Genomic DNA, 25,330 nt, shown 5'->3' with positions numbered 1-25,330 from the left:
GGTGGGGGTCTGGGTGGGGTGGGGTTAGAAGGTGCGGTAGTCGCGGATGGGCATGCGGGGGCCGCGGGGTGGGGGGCGGAGGCCGGTCAGGCCGATCAGGACGGTGGCGCGGTGGCGGTGGCCGGTGTAGGGCTCCAGGAGGCGCATCATGCCGGGGTCGTCCGTCTTTTCGCCGGTCAACGCGTAGCCGACGATTTTGGCCAGGTGGAAGTCGCCGACGCTGACGGCGTCCGGGTCGCCGAAGGCGCGCTGGCGGACCTCGGCGGAGGTCCACACGCCGATGCCGGGCAGGGTGCGCAGGAGGCGGTCGGCCTCCGCGCTGGTCGTCGCGGACTCGAGTTTCTCCGCGTGCCAGGCCGCGGTGGCGATGGTCTTCGCCCGTACGGCTTCCGCCCCCGACCGGTGCCACGCCCAGCCGGGGATCTCGCGCCAGACGCCGGGTTCCGGCACGACGCGCATGCCTTCGGGGGCCGGGCCGGGGGCGGGTTCGCCGTAGCGGTTGAGCAGCCAGCGCCAGGCTCGCCACGCCTCGCGGCCGACGACCTTCTGCTCCAGGACGGCGGGCACGAGGGCTTCCATGACGCGGCCGGTACGCCCGATGCGCAACCCCCGGTGCTTCCGGAAAACATCCTCCAAAACCGCATGTTTCACGGTAAATCCGGAAACATCGTCGTCGGCCCCTGCCAACCCGGGCAACGTTTCCAGCAGCCAGTCCGCTCCGGGGCCCCAGGCGTGGCCGTACACGGTGGCGGATTTGAGGGAGACGCGCAAGGTGCCGGGGCCGGCGGGCGTGCGGGACGTGCGCCAGATCGCGCCGTCGCGCCCCTGACGCCAGGTGGGGTCGCCGCCGCCATGTTGGTGCGGGCCCAGGACGAGGCCCACGTCAACGGGCTCGTCCGGCGTCCACGCTCGCTCTTTCACGCCTCCAGTGTGCCCGTACCCGCGCGGCCTGGACGACCGCGCGGGCCAAGGGGACGGCGTCAGCCGTACCGGATCAGGAAGGGAAGCCCCATCCGGGGGTGCCGGGCTTCGGCGGCGTGAACTCCCGCAGAGACCTGACCTCGGACGGCGGCACCGCTGGGCAGCGGGCGCCGGGCGCGGGCAGGCGCTGGGAGAGCAGGTACGCGTCGATCGTCCCGGTCGCGCAGGCGCCGCGGCCGTAGACGATGTGGCCCCAGCCTTCGTAGGTGAGCAGCCGGCCCGAGCGGCCGAGCTGCCGCGCGGTGCCGAGCGCCCACGGGTAGACCGTGGCCGGGTCGTGCAGCGAGTTGGCCACCAGCAGCGGGGTCTTGGTGCGGACCTTCAGGTCGTGCTGCGGGTTGGGGATCGGGGCGGGCTGGCCGAGGCAGGAGACGACCGGGAAGATCGCCAGGCTGCTGTAGCGCATGTCCGGCGCGATCTTGCTCTGGCGGCGGACGTGTGAGTTCCACTCGCGGTAGTCGCGCACGGGCAGGCGGAAGTCCAGGCAGAAGATCTGGAACGGGTTCGGCTGAACCTCCTGCGTACGGTCGACGGCCGGGGTCTGGGCGCCGTTCCTCAGCGTCCCGGTGCGGAGCAGTTCGTCGATGACCTGGGAGAGCTCCGGCCAGCCGCGCGGGTCGTAGAAATTGCCGACCGCGAAGGAGATGATCTCGAAGGCGGTGAGCTTCACGTCAGGCTGTCCCGGGGGGTGGATCTCGCCGCGGTCGGCGCGGGCCAGGAGGTCCTTCCAGATCGTCCGCAGGTCCTTGCCGTGCTGCAGGCAGGAGGTCTCACGCTCGCACCAGGCGGCGAACTCGTCGAACGCGTCCTGCGCGCCCCATGTCTCGGTGTCCATGAAGCCGCGGGTGCCGAGGCTGTGGTCCATGGTGCTGTCGAGCGTCAGCGCGCGTACGCGCTGGGGGAAGTTCTCGGCGTAGAGCTGGCCGAGGAGGGTGCCGTAGGAGCCGCCCCAGTAGGTGATCTGACGCTCGCCGAGCGCGGCGCGGAAGGCGTCGAGGTCCTTGGCGGTGCTGAGCGAGTCGACGTGGTCGAAGACCGGGCCGGTACGCGTCCGGCAGTCGGCGCGCAGCCGCTCGTTGTAGGCGAGCCGCTTGTCGAAGTCGGCCTGGCTCGTCATGAGCGGGTGGGGCGCCTCGGCCAGCACCGCGGTGGAGCAGACCACCGGGTTGCTGCGGTTGGTGCCGCGCGGGTCGAGGCCGACGACGTCGAAGCGGCGCAGAAGCTCGGGGCTGAGGTACTGCGGGGCGAAGAGCACCTCTTCGACCCCGGACCCGCCGGGCCCGCCGGCGCCCAGCACGAACGCGCCGATCCTGGCGGACGGGTCGGTGGCCTTGCGCCGCGCCACGCCGACGTTGAAGGTGCCGCTCGCCGGGTTGTTCCAATCCACGGGTACGGCCAGCGTCCCGCACTCGACGGCCGGATCCTCCGGGCACGGGGCCCACGCGACGGCCGGCTTGGCGGGCGTCGCGGCCGAGGCCATGGGCGTCAGAAGGGACAGGGGAACCAACAGCCCTGTTAACAGGGCGGCGAATCTTCGCATGACTTGATCATCAGTTGCGGAACCCGGTCAGGGAAAGGGACCTGAGGAGGGTTGGAGGAGTAGGTCCTAGGGAGGAGCGGGCGTCATACCGAGGGCTGGGTGCGCTACAGAGACTCAGAGGGTCGTATCGTGCCGCTATGACTGTGGTCAGTGATTCCGCTCTGCGCCGGGCGCTCGCCCGCGCCCGCGATGGCAAGGCACTCGACGTCACCGAGGCGACCGTTCTGCTGCACGCCCGCGACGGGCACCTCGACACTTTGCTCGAACACGCCGGACGTGTGCGTGACGCCGGGCTGCGCAACGCCGGGCGGGACGGGGTGATCACGTACAGCAAGAACGTGTTCATCCCGCTGAGCCGGTTGTGCCGCGACCGCTGCGGCTATTGCACGTTCGCGACGGCCCCGCACAAGCTGCCCGCGCCGTTCCTCAGCCCCGACGAGGTGCTGGAGATCGCCCGGCAGGGCGCCGCCCTGGGGTGCAAGGAGGCGTTGTTCACGCTCGGCGACAGGCCCGAGGACCGCTGGCACCAGGCGCGCGAGTGGCTGGACGCGCACGGCTACGACGACACGATCTCCTACGTCCGCGCGATGGCGATCCGGGTGCTGGAGGAGACCGGCCTCCTGCCGCATCTGAATCCGGGCGCGCTCACCTGGCGCGACTTCCAGCGGCTGAAGCCGGTCGCCGGGTCGATGGGGATGATGCTGGAGACCACCTCCACGCGCTTGTTCACCGAGAAGGGCGAGGCCCACTACGGCTCGCCGGACAAGGACCCCGCGGTGCGGCTGCGGGTGCTGGAGGACGCCGGCCGGTCGAACGTGCCGTTCACGACCGGCGTGCTGATCGGCATCGGCGAGACGGTCCAGGACCGCGCCGAGTCGATCTTCGCGATCAGGAAGGTCGCCCGCGAGTACGGCGGCGTCCAGGAGGTCATCGTCCAGAACTTCCGCGCCAAGCCGGACACGGCGATGCGCGGCATGCCCGACGCCGACCTGCGCGAACTGGCCGCCACCATCGCCGTCGCGCGGCTGGTGCTCGGCCCGAGGATGCGCATCCAGGCGCCGCCGAACCTCATCGGTGGCGAGTTCGAGCTGATGGTCAGAGCCGGCATCGACGACTGGGGCGGCGTCTCGCCGCTCACTCCCGACCACGTCAGCCCCGAGCAGCCGTGGCCGCAGATCGACGACCTGGCCGCCCGCACCGCCGCCGCCGGGTACGGCATGCGCGAGCGCCTGACCCTCTACCCCGAGTACGTGCTGGCCGGCGAGCCCTGGACCGACCCTCGCGTGATGGCGCACATCAGCGCCCTGGCCGACCCGGAGACCGGCCTGGCCAGGGAGGACGCGGTCCTGAAGGGCATCCCCTGGCAGGAGCCCGACGGCGGCTTCTCCGCCTCCGGCCGGGTGGACCTGCACACCGCAGTGGACACCGAGGGCCGTACGAACGACCGCCGCGACGACTTCGACAACGTCTACGGCGACTGGGACGCGCTGCGCGAGCGGCTGCCCGCGGCGGCGCCCGCGGCGATCCTGGGCGACCTGAGCCAGGCGCTGCGCCGCGCCGAGTCCGACCCCGCTGGGCTGAGCGACGAGGAGGCCGTGGCGCTGCTCGGCGCCGACGGCCCGGCCCTCGACGAGCTGGCCCGCATCGCCGACGGCCTGCGCCGCGAGGCCGCCGGGGACGACGTGACCTTCGTCGTCAACCGGAACATCAACTTCACCAATGTCTGCTACACCGGCTGCCGCTTCTGCGCCTTCGCCCAGCGGCGTACCGACGCCGACGCCTACACGCTCAGTCTCGACCAGGTCGCCGACCGGGCCGCCGAGGCGTGGCAGGCGGGCGCGACCGAGGTCTGCATGCAGGGCGGCATCCACCCCGACCTGCCGGGCACCGCCTACTTCGACATCGCCAAGGCGGTCAAGGCGCGTACCCCGGACATGCACGTGCACGCGTTCTCGCCGATGGAGGTGGTCAACGGGGCCAGCCGTACCAACCTGTCGATCGAGGACTGGCTGCACGCGGCGAAGGAGGCGGGGGTCGACTCGCTGCCCGGCACCGCCGCGGAGATCCTGGACGACGACGTGCGCTGGGTCCTGACCAAGGGCAAGCTGCCGACCAGGGAATGGGTCGAGGTGATCACCACCGCGCACAAGGTGGGCCTGCCGACGACCTCCACGATGATGTACGGCCACGTCGACAACCACCTGCACTGGGTCAAGCACATCAAGCTGATCAGGAGCCTGCAGCAGGAGACCGGCGGCTTCTCGGAGTTCGTGCTGCTGCCGTTCGTGCACCACAGCGCCCCGATCTACCTGGCCGGCATCGCCAGGCCCGGCCCGACCGCGCAGGAGAACCGCGCCGTGCACGCGCTGGCCAGGATCCTCCTGCACGGCTCGATCAAGAACATCCAGTGCTCGTGGGTGAAGCTCCAGGACGACCTGTGCCGGGAGGTGCTCCAGGGCGGCGTCAACGACCTGGGCGGCACGCTGATGGAGGAGACGATCAGCCGCATGGCCGGTTCCGAGAACGGCTCCTACAAGACGATCACGGAGATCGGTGAGATGGTCGCGCCGACCGGCCGTCCCCTCCATCAGCGCACCACCGGGTACGGCCGGCCGGACGCGGAAAGGCTGGCCGCTTCGGCCAAGAGCGACGGCGTCTGCCGTAGCGTCCTCAGGATCGTTTAGTTATAACAAGTTCTACCTGACCTTGCGCCGCCCCCGGGCGGCGCTGGGAGAATCGTCACTCCCGAATGGAGAGGTAGCACCGTGCGGTTGGCTCGACACCGCGCCGCTCCGGCGCCTGAGCAGCGGCGGAGGCAGGCGCTCGGCCGGGGCGTGCTGGCGGGGCTGGCGGCCCTGGCCGTTCTGGCCGCCGGTTTCGTGGTCGTCTTCGGCGGTGGCGGACCCCTGTGCTCGACACGAGAGCCTGTTCTGGTCAGTGTGGCCGCAGCGGTGGATGTGGCGCCTGTGGCGATGCTGGCGGCCGAGCGCTTCAACGAGACGAAGACGGCCACGGGCGGGCGCTGCGTCCTCGTCCAGGTGACCGAGCAGCCGCCCGCGACCGTGCTGCGCACGCTGATCGGCGACCGCGCGGGCGTGCTGCGCCAGCGGCCCGACGGCTGGATCGCCGACTCCTCCGCCTGGATCCGGCTGGCCCGCAAGCAGGGCGCCAGCGCGCTGCCGGCCGGGCAGAGCACGGTGGCGACCTCGCCGCTGGTCTTCGCCACCCGCCAGTCGCTGGCCGAACGCTTCGCGGTGGGCAGGACCGAGATGAACTGGCGCATGGTCTTCCCCTCGACCGTACGCGGGCGGCTGCGCCCCAACGAGAACGAGCCCGACGTGGTACGCGTGCCCGACCCCTCGCTGGCCGGAGCGGGCATCGCCACCGTCGCCGCGGCCAGGGACGTCGTCGGCACCGGCGCCTCGGCCGACCGGGCGCTGACCGCGTTCGTGCGCTGGGCGCAGGCCGGCTCGGCCCCCGACTACCGCTCGATGCTCGCGGCCGTGGACGACCGGGCGTTCTGGCAACGGCCGGTGGTGATCGTCCCCGAGCAGTCGGTGCGCGAGCACAACCGGCGGCCCTCCGCCGACCCGGTGGTCGCCTTACATCCGCGCGAGGGCACCATCAGCCTCGACTACCCCTACGTCGTCACCGCAACCGATCCCGAGGTGGCCGAGGCCTCCACGGTCTTCGCCGACTGGTTGCGCGGCGACGAGGCGCAGGAACTCGTGCGCCGGGCCGGGTTCCGCTCCGGTGACGGCACGCTCGGGCCGATCTCGCCCGGCCCGCAGATCCCCGCGGAGACGCCGCGCACCCGGCCGTCCATCTCGCCGGCGGAGATCGACGCGGCGCTGCAGGCCTGGAGCAGGCTGGCGCCGCCGACCAACATCCTGGTGCTGGCCGACACCTCCAAGCACATGACCGACCGCCTCGGCACCGCGCTGGCCGCGGCGAAGATCGGGCTGCAGCTGTTTCCCGACTCGACGCACATGGGGATGTGGGAGTTCGCGGACACGCTGGGCCGCACCAAGGGATATCGCGAACGCGTCGGCCTCGGCCCGATCAACGAGCCCGAGTCGGGGCAGGTCGTGCGCCGCGGCCGGCTCGATGAGCTGACCTCGGCCATCACCGTCCACCCCGATCTGGACAGCTCGCTGCACGACGCGATCCTGAGCGGCTTTCGCGAGGTCGGCGGCGAGTTCCGCGAGGAGATGAACAACACGCTCCTCGTCATCACCGCGGGCAGGGACGACGGCAAGGGCCTGACCCGCCGTCAGCTGCTCGACCGCCTGCGCGCGGAGTGGGACCCCGACAAGCCTGTGCAGATCGTCATCATCGCCTTCGGTTCAGGCGTGGACCGCGCGGGTCTGTCGGAGATCACCACCGCCACCAACGGCTCGCTGCACGTCGCGCAGGAGCCGGGGGAGATCATCGAGGTGTTCCTGGCCGCGCTGGCGCGCCGCCTTTGCCACCCCACCTGCAAGACCACCTGAGGGGCCGCGGGCACCCGCCACCCGCCGCACGGAGCGGGTGCCCGTCCACAAAGACCGCTAGGGGCCTTGGGGAACTTTCATGCGGCGGCGGAGGTGTGCCACCACCGAGTCCAGCGACCACGGGCCGCTCCCGATGAGAACGAGGATCAGGAACGACCAGCAGAAGAGGGCGGCGAGCTCACCGCCGTTGATGAGGGGAAACAGCCCCTTGGGTTGGTGGACGGTGAAGTAGGCGTAAGCCATCTCACCCGCGGCGAGGAACGCCGCCGCCCGGGTGGCCAGTCCCAGCAGGACCAGGCCACCTGCGACGAGTTCGATCACCGCGGCCCACCAGGACGGCCATTCGAGGAAGGCCGGTGGAGTGCCGCCACGAGGTCCGCCGAGCACGCCGAAGAGCTTGGCGGCACCGTGACAGGCGAACAGCAGCCCGACCACGATGCGGAACAGTGACACACCCGCGTCACGAACTTGCTGCTGCATGGATTCAGATCCGCTGCCAAAGAGCCGGGACATTCGGTGGTTCCCATCCCGCTATGGCGGTGTGCGGCTGGAGGCAACGATAGGACTGTCCGGCGTAGGTGACGGTGTTGCCCGATGCGTAGGCGGTGCCTGCCGCCCAGGTGCCACCGGGGTTGGTGGCGGTGGGAGTCGGCGTGGGAGTGGGGGTCGGTGTCGGAGTGGGGGTGGGAGTGGGGGTCGGCTGGCCGCCGCCGCCGATGTTGACGTCGACGCAGGCGTAGAACGCCATGGCGGTGTCGGCGATGTTCCAGATGGCCAGGACCTTCTGGCGGCCGCTGAAGCCGGACAGGTTCACGTTGTGCGTGACCGTGGCTCCTGGTTGCTGGCCGTTTCCTGCGACGTAGCCGACGCGGGTGCCGCCGATGTAGTACTCGTACGACAGCGTCGCGTGACGGGCGGTGAACGTCCAGCTGAAGCTGGTGGACGAGCCTACGTTCGTCACCGGCCACGGCTTGCTCTCGTCGCTGAGCGGGGCCCAGCGGGAGTCGCCGGCGTGGCAGTTGCGCTGGCCCTTGGCGCCTTCGACGCTCTGCGGCTCCCAGACGATGGGTCCGCAGTTCTGCACCTTGCCGAGCTTGCAGTTGTACTGCCGGCTCGGGGGCGAGTTGACGTAGCCGTGGGCGAGCGCCGGGGAAGCGACGAAGATCGTGGCGGATATCGCCACGAGCATCGCGCTGGCTAACGTGAGCACCCTTCTCATAAAAATGCTCCTCTACATGGGGGGATATCCCGAATATAAAGGAAAGTTTCCTAAGGGTAAATGCCTGCTTTACCCCTAAGTGCTGGGAGAAGTCAGATCAGCGCAGCACGATGCGGGCCGCAAAATCTTGGGGCTCCCGGTCCGCGGGGGTCTCGGCGGGGTGGCCCACCGCCACCAGACCGATCGGCCGCCAGCCCTCGGGAAGATCCAGAATCTCCTCCCCGCCGCTCACCGGCAGCCACGCCGAACCGAGTCCCTCCATCGCGAGCTGGACCAACAGGTTCTGCACGGCCGCGCCGGCCCTGGCCGCCGCCGGCTCGCCCGGCTCGGTCACACAGGGCACCACCAGGTACGGGGCGTTCACCAGCTTCTCCCGTACGGCCGGCGACTCCACCAGGGCGAACCGGGTGTGCTCGGCGCCCGGGGCGGTGAAGGCGGCTTCGACGGCCTGCCGTACCAGGGACGCGTCGACCGGGTCGTCGGTGAAGTCGCGGACGGTGCGGCGGGCGGGGACCACGTCGCGGGAGCCGTAGCGGAAGAGGTCCTCGTCGGCGGAGCGGATCAGCGGGCGCACGCCGGGACCGTCCTCCGCGGTCACCAGGTGCGCCAGACCGCGCACCACCGCGACGGGGACGCCCGCCAGCTTGCCCTTGACCAGTTCCGCCGCCGCGGCGATCTCGTCGGCCAGGGCGGTGACGGTGGCGTTGAGCGGGTTGCCGTAGGCGTCCTCGCCACCGCGGAAGTCCTCCAGGGGGAGCACGCCGGCGGCGCCGATGGCCACGTCGGTGAGGCCGTTGCGCCACGGCCGGCCGAACGTGTCGGAGATGATCACGCCCACGCCGTGGGGGAGGCCGGCGCGGATGCGACGGGCGGAGGCGTCGCTGTCCTCTGGCAGGAGCAGGACCGTGCCGGGGGCGACGTTGGAGTTGTCCACGCCCGCGGCGGCCATGACGAAGCCGTGGCGGGTCTGGGCGATGACCATGTCGCCGCGCCTGGCCACGACGCGCTCGGTCTCCTCCTCGATGGCGGCGGTGCGGTCGGGGGCGTGCCGCAGGCGGTTCTCGGCCTTGCTGACGATCTTCGAGGTGATGACCACGATGTCACCCGGCCGCAGATCCGCCCCCTTGAGCAACCCGGCCAGGTCGTCACCGGGGCGCACATCGGGCAACCCCAGAACCGGCGACACCCGAACCTCTTCGGGAACACCCGCCTCCAGGGAAACCCCTTCTGGGGAAACCCTTCCTGGGACAGCTTCTTCGGGGGTGGGCCCTGCCGGGTGCGCTGGTCGAGGGGCCGGGGTTCCGGGGGTGGTCATCGGTTGAGGTCCAGGGCGAGGTCGAGGGCGGCGCGGGCGATGTCGGCGGCCGCGTCGGCGTCGTGCATGATCAGGGGACGGGACTGGACCCTGATGCCGTCCACGGCCACCCCGTCGTCCTCCGGCGCGACCAGCCAGCCGTCGATCAGGTCCGGCCCGTAGAGCTCCAGTACCGCCTGGGCGCTGGTCTCCACCCCGATGGCGGTCAGGCACGCGTCGGCCATGCCGCGCACGGGCGCGCCGCCGATGATCGGGGAGACGCCCACCACGGTCTTGGCCAGCAGCGCGTCCCTGATGCCGGGCACCTGGAGAATCGTGCCGATGCTGACGACCGGGTTCGACGGCGGGAGGATCACCACGTCGGCCTCCTCGATCGCCTCCAGGACGCCGGGCGCGGGCCGGGCGGTGTCGGCGCCGATCAGGGCGATCGACTCGGCCGGAATCGAGGCGCGCAGCTTGACCCACCACTCCTGGAAGTGGATCGCCCGCCGCCCCTGCTCGTCGGTGATCACGACGTGGGTCTCGCAGCGGTCGTCGCTCATGGGCAGCAGCCGTACCCCCGGCCGCCAGCGCGCGCACAGCGCCTCGGTGATCTGCGAGAGCGGGTAGCCCGCCTCCATCATCTGCGAGCGCACGATGTGGGTGGCGAAGTCACGGTCGCCGAGCCCGAACCACTGCGGCTCCACGCCGTACGCGGCCAGCTCTTCCTTGACCGTGTGCGTCTCCTTCTCCCGGCCCCAGCCCTGCTCCTCGTTGATGCCGCCGCCCAGCGTGTACATCACGGTGTCCAGGTCGGGGCAGACCCGCAGGCCGAAGAGGGTGATGTCGTCGCCGGTGTTGCCGATGACGGTGATCTGGGCGTCGGGGGCGGTGGCGCGCAGGCCACGCAGGAAACGGGCGCCGCCGATGCCGCCGGCGAGGGACACGATGTGCATGTCACCCAGTCTTCCATCTGTCCCAGAGGTCAGTCTTACCCCTCCCCATGCCAGAAAAATCCTCGCAATGAGGGACATGTGAGGAATGAGCCTCCTGGGTTCCCCGCCGCGTAAGTCGGTCATGTGGCAAACTCACTGCGGGCCAAAGGGCTCGATGGGGGTAGTTGTGAGCAAACTTGACGTCGCCCGGCTGAAAGAGCCGGCTGCCTGGATCATGCTGGCTGCCGGCGTCACGTCCACGCTGGTGGCCGTGGGCCGGTTTCTGATCGGCGGAGACGGTGCCTACGGATCGAGCATCGGCCTCACCGAGCGCGGCGCCATCTACTTCTCGAGCCTGACCAGCCCGGTGACGATCGCGCTGCTGGTCGGCGCGGTGCTGCTGCTGACCAAGGTCGGCCCCACGGCCAAGTCCGCGGGACCGGTCACGATGACCGCGGCGATCACGCTGTCGGCCATGGCGCTGTTCGGGGTCCTGGCGCTGTTCGTCGCCCTTTTCGCGGGCAACGGCTTCCGCTCCATCGTCGAACTCCTCCTCACCGGCCTGCCCACCCTCGCCCTGACCGTCCTGGCGGCCCTCTACCTCATGCCGCAGGCCCTGCCCGCGCGCCGTCCCGTGACGACGTTCTCGCCGCAGCCCGGCTTCGGCCAGCCTCAGGGGTACGGCCAGCAGAGCTTCGCCCAGCAGCCCGGCTTCACTCCGCAGCCCGGTTTCGGCCAGCCCGAATACGCTCAGTCCGAATACGGTCAGCAGCCCGAGTACGCCCAGCAGCCCACCTCCGGCCAGGCCTTCGCCCAGCCGGCCCCAGGCCAGGCGTTCGGCCAGCAGCCCCCGTCCGGCCAGCAGCCCGCGTACGCCCAGCCCGGATACGGCCAAGGCCAGCCCGGCACCGGCCAGCAGGGCTTCGGCCAGCCGGGCTTCGCCGCCGCCGACCCCGGCCAGCAGCCCGGCCACGCCCAGCCCGACCCCGGCCAGCAGTACGGCCAGCCGCCTTTCGCCCAGTCCGAGCCGGGCCAGTCCTTCGGCCAGCAGGGCTTCGGGGCCGAGCAGGAGGCGTACCAGGGCTTCCAGCGGCCCGCCGCCCCCGAGCCGCCCGCGCCGCAGCCCAGGGCCGCGCTCCCCGCCGCCCCCGAGCCCCAGCAATACGCGCAGCCGGAGCCCCAGCAGTTCAACCAGGACCCCCAGCCCTACAGCCAAGACCCCCAGCCCTACAGCCAGGAGCCACAGCAGTACGGCCAGGAGCCGCAATACGCCCAGCCCGCTCAGAGCGGCGCGTACACCACGCCCGGCTACTCCTCGCAGGACACCCCCAACGTCTACGCGCCGGAGCCGCCCCCCGCCCAGAACGGCTACAACACGGTCGACACCGCGCCGCCCCCCGGCAGCGGCTACGCCCCCGCCGACACGGTGCCGCCCTCGGGCGGCTACACGCCGTCGGAGACGATGCCCGACTCCGGCTACACCCCGGCCCCCTACGTCCCGGCCGACAGCCAGCCGGACGTCTACCACCAGCAGCCCCAGTCCGGCGCGTACACCGCCCCCGACCCCAACCCGTACGCCCCGCCGCAGAACCCGGGCGCCCACGACGCCTACGCCACCCCGAGCTCCTTCGCCCCGCCGGAGCCCACCCCCTACGCCCCGGCGGCCGACGCCCCCAACCCGTACGCGCCGCCCCAGGACGGTCAGGCGGGCACGCCGTATTACGAGCGCCCGCCCGCCTTCGAGCAGCAGGGCCGGCCGTTCACCGGCTCGCCGGGCCAGGAGTACGCCCAGCCGCAGCACTACCAGGAGCCGGACCCGCCCGTCGACCCGCGCTCCCAGCAGCTGCTCGACGCCTACCAGCAGGCCGAGCACTACCAGCACTCCACCGCCGGCACCGCACCTGACCTGCGCGTACCGGACTACACGGGACAGGCGGGCCCCTACGACGACCCGTTCGGGCACCCCCAGCAGCAACCCCCGGCGCTGCAGCAGCCGCAGCAGGCTTACCAGCCCGGCTGGAACGGCGGTGAGTCGCCGGCCGAGTCGACCGTCCGGCTCGACCAGTCGATGTTCCGCGGCGGCGACGCGCTGAACGACCCGCCCAGGCAGGGGGACGACCCGATCGATCCCACCGCCATATACACCCCCAACGAGCCTCGCAGGTAATGAACTGACAAAGCACGGCTAGAGAGAAGGTGGGCCACGGGCGGGGGTCAATCCCGCCCTGGTACGGTTTCGACCGCTGAGATCGCGGAACACGCCAGGTCAAGGCCATGGTTCATGGAAACCACCGGGCGCGAACATCACATGCCAAACACACCGGGGCGAGATCTGGTCTTTCCCCGGATACCGGCATGCCGCTTGACGTCACGTACGGCACGCGCGTGTAATTACAACCATGTTGTTACGCCTTCCTGTGGGTGGGTAATAAGGAAGGCGTTCATGGGGGGCTCCATTGCGGGCGGGCGGCAGGGAGGTGCGCAGTGACCGATCTGGTCATCGCACAGGACCAGCTTGATGCGGAAGAACTCGGCTGGCAGGAGCGCGCACTGTGTGCGCAGACGGATCCGGAGGCGTTCTTCCCGGAGAAGGGCGGCTCCACACGCGAGGCCAAAAAGGTCTGCCGGACGTGTGAGGTCCGAGCCGAGTGCCTGGAATACGCGCTGGAACACGACGAGCGGTTCGGCATCTGGGGAGGGTTGTCCGAGCGGGAACGTCGGCGGATCAAGCGCCAGGCCGTATAGGCGAATATCCGGTTCAGGGGTCACGCGGCATCGTCCGCGTGGCCCCTCGCCGTTTCTCGTGGGCTGCGGGTCAGCCGTGGCTGTCGAAGCCCGGATCGACCTCGTCGGGCGAACGGCCGAGCAGGAACGCCACCTGCTCCACCACCGTGTCGTGCACCAGGGCGCCCAGCGTCTCCCGGTCGCGCGAGCGGGCCTCCAGCGGGCGGCGGTAGACCACCACGGAGGCGGGCTGGGCGCCGCGGGCCGGCTCGGCGCGGCCGAACGGGATCGGGCCCGAGCGGCCCGGCCCGTCGCCGAGCTCGCTCAGCGGCGGCACCTCCTCGACCGCGAACTCCACCGCCGCCAGCTGCGCCCCCCAGCGCGGCTTGAGGCGCTCGACGGCGTCCAGGACGAAGTCGTCGAAGCGCTCGCCCCTGGACTTCGCGATGGGCACGTGGGAGGGAGCCAGCGGGCCTCGAAGGCCGCGACCGTGGCGGTCACGGCGTCGTGGAGTCATCCGCACAGTTTACGAGGAGCGGCCGCCGTACTGCAGCATTGGTACAGGTGGGTGTAAAGCCTGCGACAGGTGTCCGAATTGTGGCGACACGCTCGTTAAGAGCGCTCAGATAGTGGCGCCTCGGACTCTTACCAGATACGGTCCCTCCGTGAGCCCCGTCCGCCGCTGTTCCCGCACCGCTTGCAGCCAGCCTGCCGTCTTCACGCTCACGTACGTATACGCCGACTCGACCGCTGTTCTCGGCCCTCTGGCGACGTACGCCGAGCCGCACTGCTATGACCTGTGCGCCGAGCACGCCGAGCGGCTCACCGCCCCCCGCGGCTGGGAGGTGGTGCGGCTGCCCACGGACGGCGCCTCACCCAGCTCGGACGATCTCGAAGCGCTCGCCAACGCCGTCAGGGAAGCGGCCAGGCCGAGCCCCTCCGGCACCGAACCCGTCGGCCAGGGAGTCGAGGTCGGCCGCCGGGGTCACCTGCGCGTGCTCCGCTCCGCCCAGCAGCAACGCGGCGACCGGTAGGCTCGTCTCAACGACGACCTAGGAGCAGGAGTGGGCGATCTCGCCAAGATCTTCAAGGCCTACGACGTACGCGGCGTGGTGCCTGACGAGCTGGACGAGCCGATCGCCGAAGCCGTGGGGGCGGCCTTCGTCGACGTGACCGGCGCGACGTCGCTGGTCGTGGCGCGGGACATGCGCACCTCGGGAGTCGCGCTGGCCGGAGCCTTCATCCGGGGCGCCACCGGGCGCGGGGCCGACGTGATCGACGCCGGGCTCGGCTCCACCGACCTGCTCTACTACGCCAGCGGCAGCCTCGACCTGCCCGGCGTGATGTTCACCGCCAGCCACAACCCCGCGCGCTACAACGGCCTGAAGATGTGCCACGCGGGCGCCGTGCCGGTCGGCTCCGACACCGGGCTCACCGCCGTGCGCGACCGCGCCGCCGAACTGCTCGCCGCCGGCTTGGAGCCCGGCGCGACCCGCGGCTCGGTCACCGAGAAGGACCTGCTCCGCGGCTACGCCGCGCACCTGCGCGGGCTGGTCGACCTGCGCGCGATCCGGCCCCTGCGGGTCGTGGTCGACGCCGGCAACGCGATGGGCGGCCACACGGTGCCCGCGGTCTTCGAGGGCCTGCCGATCGAGGTGACGCCGCTCTTCTTCGAGCTCGACGGCACCTTCCCCAACCACGAGGCCAACCCCCTGGAGCCGGCCAACCTGGTCGACCTGCAGCGCGCGGTCATCGAGACCGGCGCCGACCTCGGCCTGGCCTTCGACGGCGACGCCGACCGCTGCTGGGTGATCGACGAGCGGGGCCGCTCGGTCTCGCCGTCGGCGGTCACCGCGCTGGTCGCCGCCCGCGAACTGGCCAAACACCCGGGCGCCAAGATCATTCACAACCTGATCACCTCGCAGGGCGTGCCGGAGATCGTCCGCGAGCACGGCGGCGTGCCGGTACGCACCCGCGTGGGCCACTCCTTCATCAAGGCCGAGATGGCCGCCACCGGCGCCGTCTTCGGAGGGGAGCACTCGGCCCACTACTACTTCCGCGACTTCTGGTTCGCCGACTCGGGGATGCTGGCCGCCATGCACGTGCTGGCCGCTCTCGGGGAGCAGGCGAGCCCGCTGTCGGAGGTCGTGGCCGCCTACTCGCGCTACCACGCCTCCGGTGAGATCAACAGCACCGTCGCCGACCAGGCGGGTGCGCTGGCCAGGGTCCGCGAGACGTTCGGCGGCCGGGGCACCTTCGACGAGCTCGACGGGCTGACCGTGAGCGGCTCCGGCTGGTGGTTCAATCTGCGTGCGTCCAACACCGAGCCGCTGCTCAGGCTCAACACAGAAGCGGCCGACGAAGGCAAGATGACGGCGATCAGGGACGAGGTCCTCGCCGTCGTAAGGAGTTGAAAGTGAAGATCGACGACTGGCTGCTCGAAATCCTGGCCTGCCCGGCGTGCAAGTCCGCGCTGCGTGCCGAGGCGGAAGCCGACGAGCTGGCCTGCACCGGATGCGGTCGCGTCTATCCGGTACGCGACGACATCCCCGTCCTGCTGGTCGACGAGGCCAGGACTCCGTGAATTGGGAGTCCGACCGGCTCGATGACCAGCGATTCCTTACCGACAACGATCCCGGCGGCATGCTGCTGGCGGTCGCCGCCTCCGCCGCGCAGGTACGGATGGGGCAGCGCGCCGCGTCCGAAGCCGGCCTCGCGGAGTTGCGGGGCCGTCCGAGAGCCGTCGTGGTCGTGGGCATGGGCGGCTCGGCGATCGTCGGTGACATCCTGGCGGCCGTCGCCGGCCAGGGCGCGCCGCTGCCGATCCTGACCGTCCGCTCCTACCAGCTCCCCGGCTGGGTGGGTGCTACCGACCTGGTGATCGCGGTGTCGGCCTCGGGGCGTACCGAGGAGACGTTGTCGGCCGCGACCGAGGCGGTCAGGCGCGGCTGCACGCTCGTGGCCGTCGCCGCTCCCGACTCGCCGGTGGAGTCGGTGGCCAGGCAGGCCGGCGGCATCTTCGTGCCGGTGCGGGCGGCCGGGCAGCCGCGGGCCAACGTGTGGCTGCTGGCCGTACCCCTGATCGTGGCCGCGGCGGGGCTGGGGCTGGCGCGTGTGGACGAGGCGCTGATCGAGGGCGTGGCGAAGTCGCTGGAGGACATCGCGCACCGCTGCCGTCCCTCCAGTGAGTCGTTCATCAACCCGGGTAAGCAGCTGGCGATGGAGCTGGCCGAGAGCGTGCCCATGATCTGGGGTTCGTCGCGGGTGAGCGGGGTGGCGGCGTACCGGCTGGCCTGCCAGCTCAACGAGAACGCCAAGTACCCCGCGGTCTTCGGCGAGCTGCCCGAGGCCAACCACAACCAGGTGGTCGCCTTCGACGGCCCGCTGGCCAAGCGGGACATCTTCGCCGACGAGGCCGGGCGGTCGCTGCGGCTGGTGATGATGCGGGACGCCGACGAGCACCCGCAGGTCACGCGGCGGCGCGAGGCGTCGGTCCGGATGGCGCGGGACCGCGACGTCGCGGTCACCGAACTCACGGCCGAGGGCGCTCATCCGCTCGAACGGCTGGCCTCCCTCATCGCCCTCGGCGACTTCGCCAGCACCTACCTCGCGCTCGGCTACGGCATCGATCCGACCCCAGTGACAGCGATCACAGAACTTAAGGCGAGGATTTCCCAATAAGATCCGGGATTGATCTGATCGACCCTATGAGTGGAGATTCGCAGTGAGCGCGAGTGGCGGTACCAAAGCGATCGTCGCGGCTCTGGCCGCGAACCTGGCCATCGCCGTGGCCAAGTTCGTGGCCTTTGTCTTCACCGGCTCGTCCTCGATGCTGGCGGAGTCCATCCACTCGGTCGCGGACTCGGGCAACCAGGCCCTGCTGCTGATCGGTGGCAAGCGGGCGCAGCGGGAGCGGACCAAGGAGCACCCGTTCGGCTATGGCCGCGAGCGTTACTTCTACGCGTTCGTCGTGGCCGTGGTGCTGTTCACCATCGGCTCGGCTTTCTCGATCTACGAGGGCATCCACAAGCTGGGCTCGCATGAGCCGCTGGGGAACCTCAGCTGGGCCATCGGCGTGCTGATCTTCGCGATCATCGCCGAGAGCTTCTCCTTCCGCACCGCGATCAAGGAGTCGAACGCGGTACGCGGCAAGCAGGGCTGGGTGGAGTTCATCCGCCGCTCGAAGTCGCCCGAACTGCCGGTCATCGTGCTGGAGGACCTCGGCGCGCTGCTCGGCCTCATCTTCGCGCTGTTCGGCGTCTCGATGGCGGCGATCACCGGCGACCCGGTCTGGGACGCCGTCGGCACCCTGATGATCGGTGTGCTGCTCGGCATCATCGCGATCATCCTGGCCATCGAGACCAAGTCGCTGCTGCTGGGTGAAGGCGCCTCGCCCGACGTCGAGCAGCAGATCAGGTCCGCCCTGGAGAACGCCCCCGAGGTCACCCGCGTGATCCACATGCGCACGCTGCATCTCGGGCCGGAAGAGCTGCTGGTCGCCGCCAAGATCGCGGTCGAGCACGACGACACCGCGGCCGAGGTGGCACGCGGCATCGACGAGGCGGAGCAGCGCATCCGCGCGGCGGTGCCGATCGCCCGCGTCATCTACCTGGAGCCGGACCTGGACCGCACCCCGTCCGTGTGACGCGCGGGCCCCCGCTACTCGGGGGCCCAGACCGCGGTGAAGAACGGGTGGTCGGCGGTGCCCGAGACCTGCAGGGCCGCCGGGTAGTAGCCCTTCGGGGCGATCTGGCGGAGCTTGGTGCGGTAGGCGTCCGGGGTGAGGTCGCCGTAGTGGAAGTAGGCGCTGCTCTCCTTGCGCCACACCGCGCTGTACCTGCGATCCGGGGTGGCCGCCACCATCGTCGGGCGGTAGCCCCGCGCGTGCAGCCGGTCGTAGGCGCGCTTGTGCTGGGCCCAGCCCAGGTCCACGGTGGCCCGCCAGCCGGCCGTGTCCACGTTGGGCTCCCAGACGGCGGCGTAGCGGCGGTCGCTCGCGGGGCCGTAGGCCGAGACCCAGCGCAGGGTCATGCGGCCGCGGTCCTGGTAGTGGCGGAGCTTGTCCTGGAACTGGGCCTTGGTCATCCGCCAGAAGCTGTGGTTGACGGCGGCGCCGTCCTGCTTGACCATCACACCCGCGTACGTGGCGTTCTCCCACGCGCCCAGCCCCGCGATCAGCTTGAGCCGGTAGCCGGCGGCCATCGCGCGGGTCAGGTAGCGCTTGGCGGCGTCCGGGTTCAGGCCGTGGAACAGCCGCGGCGCCGGCCCCTGACGCTTCACCCACACCGCCGTGTACCGCTCGCCCGGCGCCAGGCTCAGCGACGTCGGCTGGAACCCGGCCGCGACCAGCTTGGCGGCGCGGGCGGCGTGCGCGGCCCGGGGGAGGTTGTAGTAGATCCGCACGTTCCCGGTGGTCCGCTCTTTCGGGTACGGCGAGGCGGGCCCGGCCGTCGGGGGCCGGGTGGTGCCCGGTTCCGCGGACTTGCCCGGTTCGCGGGCCGGGGCGGCGGAGGGGGTCTCGGTGGCCTGTCCGGCGGATTTCCCCGGCGGGGGCTCCGTGCCGGGCTGCCGGGCGGCGGCGGTGACTCCGGGGCCGGGGGTGCCGGCCGTACCGGAGTCGAAGGCTCTGACGGCGAAGACGCCGCCGACGGCGGCGGCGACACCCACCAGGGCCCCCACGACCCGCACGGCCCTCCCACGGGCTCTCACGCGGCCGCGGGGCGTCTCCACGCGGTCCTGGGCGCCCGTCTCCTGGCGGGGCGCCGCTTTCGCGGGGACCGGCTCGGCCGGTTCCTGCCTGCCGAGGGGTGGGGGCGGGAGGTGGCCGACGGTGGTGAGTTCGAGGAGGAGGCCGGCGGCTGTGGGGCGGGCGGCGGGGTCCTTGGCCAGGGCGGCGGCCACCGGGGCGCGCAGGGGCTCCGGCAGCGGCGACAGGTCGGGGGAGTCGTGGAGAATGCGGTGCATGACGGCGGGGATCTCCGCCGCGTGGAAGGCGTGGCGGCCCGTGGCGGCGAAATACACGACGGCGCCCCAGGCGAACACGTCGGACGGCGACTCGGCGCGGTGGCCGAGGAACGACTCGGGGGCCAGGTAGAGAGGCGTGCCGACGACGTTGCCCGAGGGGGTGGCGGTCATGTCGGAGGCACGGGCCACGCCGAAGTCGATCAGGCGCGGCCCGTCGGGTCCGAGCAGCACGTTGGCCGGTTTGAAGTCGCGATGGACGATCCCGGCCCGGTGGATGGCGGCCAGCGCCATCATGAGCCCGGAGGCCAGCCGCATCAGGGGTTCTGGCGCGAACGGGCCGGCGGTGGAGACGGCGCGGGCGAGGCTGGGACCCTCCACGTATTCGCTGGCGATGTACGGGCGGGGGCCGTCCAGTGAGGCGTCGACGATGCGGGCGATCCATGCGGGGGAGACCCGCTGGGCGGCGGCCAGTTCCTTGGCGAAGCGGTCGCGCAGCTGCGCGTCGCCCCTGGTGTGCAGCACCTTCAGGGCCAGTTGCCGCCCGTCGGCGGCCTCGGCGAGGTAGACCACGCCTTGACCGCCGTCGCCCAGCCGGCCGCGCAGGCGGTAGCCGGCGATCGTCTGCGGATCATCAGACGTCAGGGGCTGCATTCACGGGATATTAGAGGAATCGGGCTACTCGTGCCCGGTCAGGCAGGATGTCCCGGCGTCGGTCTGGTCGAACAGACACCGGCCGTCCTTGTCCAGCGTCACGACCTTCTTCACGGCCTTGAACTGCAGCAACGTCTTGCCGATCGTGTGCAGGACGCGGGCGTCGCCGCCCACGCCGAGGCCGTAGACGGTCCGGCAGAATCGCAGCGTCGCCGTACCTGAAGCGATCTTCAGCTGGAAGTCGGCGCCGCAGTCGGAGCGGCCGCGGATCTGCGCGCCCAGCTCGGAATGGAGGCCCCGGCGCTTCTCCGCCTTGGTGGGGCCGTTGATCAGCTGTTCGACGGAGAAGCGGGCGACGCCCCGGTCGGGCGCCTTGCGGGTCACGGCCACGGTCTTGCCGGGGATGCCGAAACCCTTCGAGAAGTAGACCTTGACGGTCTGAGCGGTGCCCGCGTGCGCGGGTGAGATGGCGAGGACCACTGCCATCAGCAGCTCTTTCATGCTTGTTATGACGCCATCAGCGGACGCTTGGTTGGCACTGTCACCCGCCCGCGCGAGGCGGTTCCCGGCGCGGTGAGATCGGCGCCGAGCAGACCGGCCACCGTGTACAGATGCCAGACGAGCGCGGGCTTGACCAGCCTGCCGCCGTCGAACAGCGCGGGCACCTTGTCCAGGCGGACGATCTGGCCCAGCCGGGCGCACGAGACGATCGTCTCCCGCAGTTCCTCGGCGAGCTCCCGGCCGGGTTCGGTCCGCCAGTTCCAGGGCTTGGGCTTCGGCGCGGTGATGTGGCGGGCCGCCCTGTGCCGCCAGCGCGCGAGCGGGCCCTCGGTGCGGAAGCGCCACGGCCGGCCCTCCAGAGGCACCTCGGCCAGCGCGGGCGCGAACGTCCTGACGAGCCGGTGGACCAGCCGCTCCGACCGGCGTACGCCCGGGTCCATGCCGAGTGCCGCGCGGACCACCCGGTTGTCCAGGAACGGCTGCACCGGCGTGCCCTGGCGCAGCATCGCGGCCCGCGCGGCGGCGTGCCAGCGGCCCACGCGGAAGCGCACGTACAGGTGGTCGGGCACGTGGAGGGAGTCCGAGCTCCAGGCCAGTTCCTCGGCGTGGGCGTTGGCCGTCTCCGTGAACAGGCCGCGGTTGGACAGGAACAGCGTCTCGGTGCGCCGGCGTATCGCCTCGGGCGTGGTCTCCTCCATGCCGGACAGGTAGCCGCCGCGCAGGATCTCCCCGTTGTGCCCGCCCAGCCGGGGGACGTCGCTGTAGGGGGCGTCGGCGGTGATGTTCTCGTAGGCCGACAGCATGCCCTCGCAGGCGCGCAGGATGTGGTGGACCCGGTCGGCCGGGTGCACCACGGACAGTTCGTTCTCGGTGGTGAGGACCGGTGTCGTCACCTCGTGCTCCACACCGAGCGCGGCGGCCACCCGACGGGCCACCACCACGTCGGGGTGGTCGTCGAAACCCGAGGTGAAGGCGCGGAACGGGATGCCCGCCCCGTGCAGGAGCGCGGCGATCAGGCGGCTGTCGCGGCCGCCGGTCAGCGTGACGCGCACCGGGTCCGGGCCGCCGGCCAGGGGGCGCACCGCCCGCAGCATGCGCTCGGCCACCTGCGCGGCGCCGGTACGGCCGCGCCCCACGGGCAGTGGCTCGGTGGTCACCGTCAGCCGGTCGCCGATCTCCAGCGTCGAGGCCGGCGGCAGGGCGCTCACCCCGGCGTACGGGGTCTCCTCGGACAGGAAGTAGCCCTGCCTGGCCACGGACTGCAGGGCGGCCACGTCGTAGCGGACACCGTCGTGGGCGGCCAGCCGTACCAGGAGGGCGCGGTTTCCCACGACGAACAGGTCGGGCGTCTCGGCGTAGTAGACGGGGTCGGCGGGTGCGATCGAGGTCGAGGCGGTGATCCCGTGCTCGCCTGCGCGCAGGAGGGCGAAGCAGCCGGGCTGCCCGGCGGCGGGCCCATGGCCGGGTTCGCCGGGGTGGTGCCCGGCGACGACGGTGATGCCGCCGGGGCCGGACGAGGGTTCCCAGCCGGGTTCGTTGGTCCAGGTCAGCACGTGCACGCCGCCGTTCGCGGCCGTCCACTCGCTGGCCCTGACGCGCTCTGGGGCGACGGGGAAGGTCACCGCGATCGACTCGCGGGCACGCTGGACCGCTTGGCCCAGGGCCTCCTGGCGGTGTGGACGTGCCGAAACTGCCAGGAAAACCCTCATGACGCCCCCCGACGCGCTAGCGATCACCTTTCCTGGGGTTGGATGCGGGGGAATGTCCGGAAGTTCGCAAAAGGCGGAGCGCCTTCTCCTTCTCGAAGTCGAGGGCGCGGCGCGGGGCCTGCAGCCGGCCGATGCGGATGCCCAGCTCACGCACGGCCTGGGCGACCGCCGGCTCGCTCAGCACGCGCAGCGCGAAGGCCAGTTCGGCGGGGGAGACGTCGAAGCGCCGCTCCAGGTCCACGCCTTGGGCGACGGCCTGGATTTCCTCGTCGCCGAAGCGCCGGTGAGCACCCTGCTCCCTGACCGGGGGCAGAAGGCCCAGCGCTTCGCGGTATCTGAGCATTCTGGGCGACATTCCGAGCCGCTTCGCAGCCTCCGTAATCCGCATTCTTACATTCTTACGTCAGATTCGGGGTCTGTGAGTCGCAACTGGCTTCACCTGATGCCTAAACTCGCAGGCGACAACTTCGTGATACGAGGGGAACCCAGATGGACTTCAAGGTCGCCGACCTTTCGCTGGCCGAGTTCGGGCGCAAGGAGATCCGGCTCGCCGAGCACGAGATGCCCGGACTCATGGCGGTTCGCAAGGAGTACGCGGCCTCCCAGCCCCTGCGCGGTGCGAAGATCATGGGCTCGCTGCACATGACGATCCAGACCGCCGTCCTCATCGAGACGCTGGTCGCGCTGGGCGCCGAGGTCCGCTGGGTGAGCTGCAACATCTTCTCCACCCAGGACCACGCCGCCGCCGCGGTCGTCGTCGGCCCCAACGGCACCGTCGAGAACCCGCAGGGTGTGCCGGTCTTCGCCTGGAAGGGCGAGACGCTGGAGGAGTACTGGTGGTGCACCGACCAGGCCCTGGCCTGGCCGGGCGGCGACGGCCCCAACATGATCCTTGACGACGGCGGCGACGCCACGCTGCTGGTCCACCGGGGCGCCGAGTACGAGAAGGCCGGCGCCGTGCCCTCCGCCACCGAGAACGACCCGGAGGAGTGGCACGTCATCATCGACCTGCTCAAGCGCACGGTCGGTGACGAGAAGCGCTGGACCAAGACCGCCGAGCGCATCAAGGGCGTCACCGAGGAGACCACGACCGGTGTCCACCGCCTGTACGAGATGTTCAAGAACGGCACGCTGCTGTTCCCGGCCATCAACGTCAACGACTCGGTCACCAAGTCGAAGTTCGACAACAAGTACGGCTGCCGCCACTCCGTCATCGACGGCCTCAACCGCGCCACCGACGTGCTCATCGGCGGCAAGGTGGCCGTGATCTGCGGTTACGGTGACGTCGGCAAGGGCTGCGCCGACGCGCTGAAGGGCCAGGGCGCCCGCGTCATCGTCACCGAGATCGACCCGATCTGCGCCCTGCAGGCGGCCATGGACGGCTTCCAGGTCACCACGCTGGACGAGGTCGTCGGCATCGCCGACATCTTCGTGACCACGACCGGTAACTTCGACATCATCCGCGCCGACCACATGGCGAAGATGAAGCACCAGGCGATCGTCTCCAACATCGGCCACTTCGACAACGAGATCGACATGGCCGGCCTCATGAAGACCGAGGGCATCGTCCGCAACAACATCAAGCCCCAGGTCGACGAGTGGATCTTCCCTGACGGCCACAGCATCATCGTGCTGGCCGAGGGCCGCCTGATGAACCTCGGCTGCGCCACCGGCCACCCGAGCTTCGTCATGTCGAACTCCTTCACCAACCAGGTGATCGCGCAGATCGAGCTCTTCGCCAAGACCGAGGAGTACCCGATCGGCGTCTACGTCCTGCCCAAGCACCTGGACGAGAAGGTCGCCCGCCTCCACCTCGACGCCCTGGGCGTCAAGCTCACGACCCTCACCAAGGAGCAGGCCGAGTACATCGGCGTCGACGTCGAGGGCCCCTACAAGCCCGACCACTATCGTTACTGATTTCTTTTCAGTCTCTTTTAGCGTCACGGCAAGCCGCCCCCACGCCACCCGCCGACCCCGGCGGGCGCCGATCGTGGGGGTCGCTTCTCACGTCGGACGTGGTGCTCGCCGCTACGGCGCCCCCTTGACCGCCTGGGTGGTCTCGGGGGCGCCGCCGTACATAGGAGATGTCGATGGAGCTGGGGGAGCGGCGGATCAGTTGGGCGGCGCGGGCCATGCCGGTGCTGACCGCCATCGGGGCGCGCTTCGATGATGAGAAGCCGCTTTCCGGGTTGACCATCGCGGCCTGTCTGCATGTGACTGCCGAGACCGCTGTGCTCATGGGGGCTCTGCGGGCCGGAGGCGCGCGGATCGCGTTGGCGGCTTCGAATCCGTTGTCCACGCAGGATGATGTGGCGGAAGCGCTGGCTGGGTATGACATTTCGGTTTATGCGCGGGCTGGGGTGGATCGGGGTACCTACTACCGGCATATTCATCAAGCGTTGGATATTTCGCCTGATCTGGTGCTTGACGATGGGTGTGACCTGGTCAACATTCTGCACACGGAGCGGACCGATCTTCTTGGGCAGGTCTCCGGGGGGTGTGAGGAGACCACGACCGGGGTCATCCGGTTGCGGCAGATGTCGGCCGAGGGGGCGCTGCGCTTTCCCGTCGTCGCCGTCAACGACACGCGGACCAAGCGGATGTTCGACAACCGCTACGGGACGGGGCAGTCGACGCTCGACGGGATCATGCGCGCCACCAACACCATGCTGGCCGGCAAGACCGTGGTCGTGGCCGGGTTCGGCTACTGCGGGCGAGGTGTGGCCGAGCGGGCCAAGGGACTCGGGGCCCGGGTGGTCGTCACCGAGGTGGACCCGGTCAAGGCGCTGGACGCCACGCTCCAGGGCTACGAGGTCATGGGGATGGGGCGGGCGGCCGAGGACGGCGACGTGTTCATCACCGTCACCGGCAACCGCGACGTGATCAGGGGCGAGCATCTCGCGGTGATGAAGGACGGGGCGATCCTGGCCAACGCCGGGCACTTCGACGTGGAGATCGACGTGCGGGCGCTCGACGGGCTCGGCGTGGAGGTGCACCGCGGGGTGCGGCCCAACACCGACGAGTACGTGCTGGCCGACGGGCGCCGCCTGCTGCTGCTGGCCGAGGGGCGGCTGGTCAACCTGACGGCGGCCGAGGGGCATCCGGCGGCGGTCATGGACCTGTCGTTCTCGGCCCAGGCGCTGGCCGTGGCCTGGCTGGCCAAAGAGCGTTTCGGGCTGGCTCCCGGCGTCTACGACGTACCCGGGGAGATCGACGTGGAGGTCGCGCGGCTCAAGCTGGCCGCGACCGGGGTGGAGATCGACACGCTCACCGCCGAGCAGGAGGAGTACCTGCACTCGTGGCGCTACGGCTCCTGAGT

At 70.8% G+C, this 25,330-nt stretch carries 22 protein-coding genes; 11 read left to right on the top strand and 11 right to left on the bottom strand.

Features of this window, described 5'->3' with window-relative positions; all coding sequences use genetic code 11:
* Nucleotides 1-24: 24 nt before the first annotated feature.
* Both ACIBI5_RS30230 and ACIBI5_RS30225 read right to left on the bottom strand, forming a co-directional pair.
* Complete coding sequence (locus ACIBI5_RS30230) at nt 25-921, bottom strand: DNA-3-methyladenine glycosylase family protein (protein ID WP_397252120.1); 897 nt, start codon at nt 919-921, stop codon at nt 25-27.
* Between the two features lie 73 nt (nt 922-994).
* The gene (locus ACIBI5_RS30225; protein ID WP_397252119.1) at nt 995-2,521 is read right to left on the bottom strand and encodes an alpha/beta hydrolase; all 1,527 of its coding nucleotides are present in this window, start codon (nt 2,519-2,521) and stop codon (nt 995-997) included.
* Nucleotides 2,522-2,658: 137 nt separating this feature from the next.
* On the opposite strand from ACIBI5_RS30225, the gene ACIBI5_RS30220 reads away from it, so the two are divergent.
* The gene (locus tag ACIBI5_RS30220) at nt 2,659-5,205 is read left to right on the top strand and encodes a bifunctional FO biosynthesis protein CofGH (RefSeq protein WP_397252118.1); all 2,547 of its coding nucleotides are present in this window, start codon (nt 2,659-2,661) and stop codon (nt 5,203-5,205) included.
* Nucleotides 5,206-5,286: 81 nt separating this feature from the next.
* Nucleotides 5,287-7,014 carry a substrate-binding and VWA domain-containing protein gene (locus ACIBI5_RS30215; protein WP_397252117.1) on the top strand — a complete coding sequence of 576 codons (1,728 nt, stop codon included), beginning with the start codon at nt 5,287-5,289 and terminating at the stop codon, nt 7,012-7,014.
* A gap of 57 nt (nt 7,015-7,071) precedes the next feature.
* Here the strand turns inward: ACIBI5_RS30215 and ACIBI5_RS30210 are convergent, their stop codons facing one another.
* The 4 genes from ACIBI5_RS30210 to cofD form a co-directional block, all read right to left on the bottom strand.
* The gene (locus tag ACIBI5_RS30210; RefSeq protein WP_397252116.1) at nt 7,072-7,494 is read right to left on the bottom strand and encodes a DoxX family protein; all 423 of its coding nucleotides are present in this window, start codon (nt 7,492-7,494) and stop codon (nt 7,072-7,074) included.
* Nucleotides 7,495-7,498: 4 nt separating this feature from the next.
* Nucleotides 7,499-8,233 carry a lytic polysaccharide monooxygenase gene (locus ACIBI5_RS30205; RefSeq protein ID WP_397252115.1) on the bottom strand — a complete coding sequence of 245 codons (735 nt, stop codon included), beginning with the start codon at nt 8,231-8,233 and terminating at the stop codon, nt 7,499-7,501.
* Between the two features lie 97 nt (nt 8,234-8,330).
* On the bottom strand, nt 8,331-9,449 hold the full coding sequence (locus tag ACIBI5_RS30200; RefSeq protein ID WP_397252270.1) for a coenzyme F420-0:L-glutamate ligase: 1,119 nt from the start codon (nt 9,447-9,449) through the stop codon (nt 8,331-8,333).
* Nucleotides 9,450-9,544: 95 nt separating this feature from the next.
* A complete protein-coding gene (gene cofD, locus ACIBI5_RS30195) occupies nt 9,545-10,483 on the bottom strand; it encodes a 2-phospho-L-lactate transferase (protein WP_397252114.1) in 939 nt (312 codons plus the stop codon).
* 166 nt (nt 10,484-10,649) lie between these two features.
* Here cofD and ACIBI5_RS30190 point away from each other — a divergent pair, with 166 nt between their 5' ends.
* Nucleotides 10,650-12,629 (top strand): hypothetical protein, encoded by a 1,980-nt coding sequence (locus ACIBI5_RS30190; protein WP_397252113.1) that lies wholly within the window; start codon nt 10,650-10,652, stop codon nt 12,627-12,629.
* Nucleotides 12,630-12,946: 317 nt separating this feature from the next.
* Nucleotides 12,947-13,207, top strand: coding sequence for a WhiB family transcriptional regulator (locus tag ACIBI5_RS30185; RefSeq protein WP_184957754.1), 261 nt, complete (start codon nt 12,947-12,949; stop codon nt 13,205-13,207).
* 70 nt (nt 13,208-13,277) lie between these two features.
* Here the strand turns inward: ACIBI5_RS30185 and ACIBI5_RS30180 are convergent, their stop codons facing one another.
* Nucleotides 13,278-13,703, bottom strand: coding sequence for a metallopeptidase family protein (locus ACIBI5_RS30180; RefSeq protein ID WP_397252112.1), 426 nt, complete (start codon nt 13,701-13,703; stop codon nt 13,278-13,280).
* Between the two features lie 148 nt (nt 13,704-13,851).
* Here ACIBI5_RS30180 and ACIBI5_RS30175 point away from each other — a divergent pair, with 148 nt between their 5' ends.
* Genes ACIBI5_RS30175 through ACIBI5_RS30155 form a run of 5 tightly spaced genes read left to right on the top strand, consistent with a single transcriptional unit; the run spans nt 13,852 to nt 17,831 of the window.
* Entirely contained in the window at nt 13,852-14,220 is a 369-nt protein-coding gene (locus tag ACIBI5_RS30175; protein WP_184957752.1) for a DUF3499 domain-containing protein, read from the top strand.
* Between the two features lie 30 nt (nt 14,221-14,250).
* On the top strand, nt 14,251-15,600 hold the full coding sequence (locus tag ACIBI5_RS30170) for a phosphomannomutase/phosphoglucomutase (protein ID WP_397252111.1): 1,350 nt from the start codon (nt 14,251-14,253) through the stop codon (nt 15,598-15,600).
* The gene (locus tag ACIBI5_RS30165) at nt 15,597-15,770 is read left to right on the top strand and encodes a Trm112 family protein (protein WP_221339873.1); all 174 of its coding nucleotides are present in this window, start codon (nt 15,597-15,599) and stop codon (nt 15,768-15,770) included. Before ACIBI5_RS30170 ends, ACIBI5_RS30165 begins: the two co-directional genes overlap by 4 nt.
* Nucleotides 15,767-16,867: a bifunctional phosphoglucose/phosphomannose isomerase gene (locus ACIBI5_RS30160; RefSeq protein WP_397252110.1), complete on the top strand. Its 1,101-nt coding sequence runs from the start codon at nt 15,767-15,769 to the stop codon at nt 16,865-16,867. The genes ACIBI5_RS30165 and ACIBI5_RS30160 overlap by 4 nt, the downstream gene beginning before the upstream one ends.
* Before the next feature lie 43 nt (nt 16,868-16,910).
* A complete protein-coding gene (locus tag ACIBI5_RS30155; protein WP_397252109.1) occupies nt 16,911-17,831 on the top strand; it encodes a cation diffusion facilitator family transporter in 921 nt (306 codons plus the stop codon).
* 14 nt (nt 17,832-17,845) lie between these two features.
* On the opposite strand, the gene ACIBI5_RS30150 is transcribed toward ACIBI5_RS30155, so the two are convergent.
* Genes ACIBI5_RS30150 through ACIBI5_RS30135 form a run of 4 tightly spaced genes read right to left on the bottom strand, consistent with a single transcriptional unit; the run spans nt 17,846 to nt 22,399 of the window.
* Nucleotides 17,846-19,801, bottom strand: coding sequence for a protein kinase (locus tag ACIBI5_RS30150; RefSeq protein WP_397252108.1), 1,956 nt, complete (start codon nt 19,799-19,801; stop codon nt 17,846-17,848).
* Nucleotides 19,802-19,825: 24 nt separating this feature from the next.
* Nucleotides 19,826-20,302: a GerMN domain-containing protein gene (locus ACIBI5_RS30145; RefSeq protein WP_397252107.1), complete on the bottom strand. Its 477-nt coding sequence runs from the start codon at nt 20,300-20,302 to the stop codon at nt 19,826-19,828.
* A gap of 5 nt (nt 20,303-20,307) precedes the next feature.
* The gene (locus tag ACIBI5_RS30140) at nt 20,308-22,011 is read right to left on the bottom strand and encodes an asparagine synthase-related protein (protein WP_397252106.1); all 1,704 of its coding nucleotides are present in this window, start codon (nt 22,009-22,011) and stop codon (nt 20,308-20,310) included.
* Between the two features lie 16 nt (nt 22,012-22,027).
* Complete coding sequence (locus ACIBI5_RS30135) at nt 22,028-22,399, bottom strand: MerR family DNA-binding transcriptional regulator (RefSeq protein WP_397252105.1); 372 nt, start codon at nt 22,397-22,399, stop codon at nt 22,028-22,030.
* Nucleotides 22,400-22,500: 101 nt separating this feature from the next.
* On the opposite strand from ACIBI5_RS30135, the gene ahcY reads away from it, so the two are divergent.
* Both ahcY and ACIBI5_RS30125 read left to right on the top strand, forming a co-directional pair.
* Nucleotides 22,501-23,928 (top strand): adenosylhomocysteinase, encoded by a 1,428-nt coding sequence (ahcY, locus tag ACIBI5_RS30130; RefSeq protein ID WP_397252104.1) that lies wholly within the window; start codon nt 22,501-22,503, stop codon nt 23,926-23,928.
* A 167-nt stretch (nt 23,929-24,095) separates the two neighbouring features.
* Complete coding sequence (locus ACIBI5_RS30125) at nt 24,096-25,328, top strand: adenosylhomocysteinase (RefSeq protein ID WP_397252103.1); 1,233 nt, start codon at nt 24,096-24,098, stop codon at nt 25,326-25,328.
* Nucleotides 25,329-25,330: the final 2 nt, after the last annotated feature.

The sequence above is a fragment of the Nonomuraea sp. NPDC050540 genome, assembly GCF_044457485.1.
In the GTDB taxonomy this organism is placed as follows: Bacteria; Actinomycetota; Actinomycetes; order Streptosporangiales; family Streptosporangiaceae; genus Nonomuraea.
This window is presented reverse-complemented; position numbering and strand designations above follow the sequence as displayed.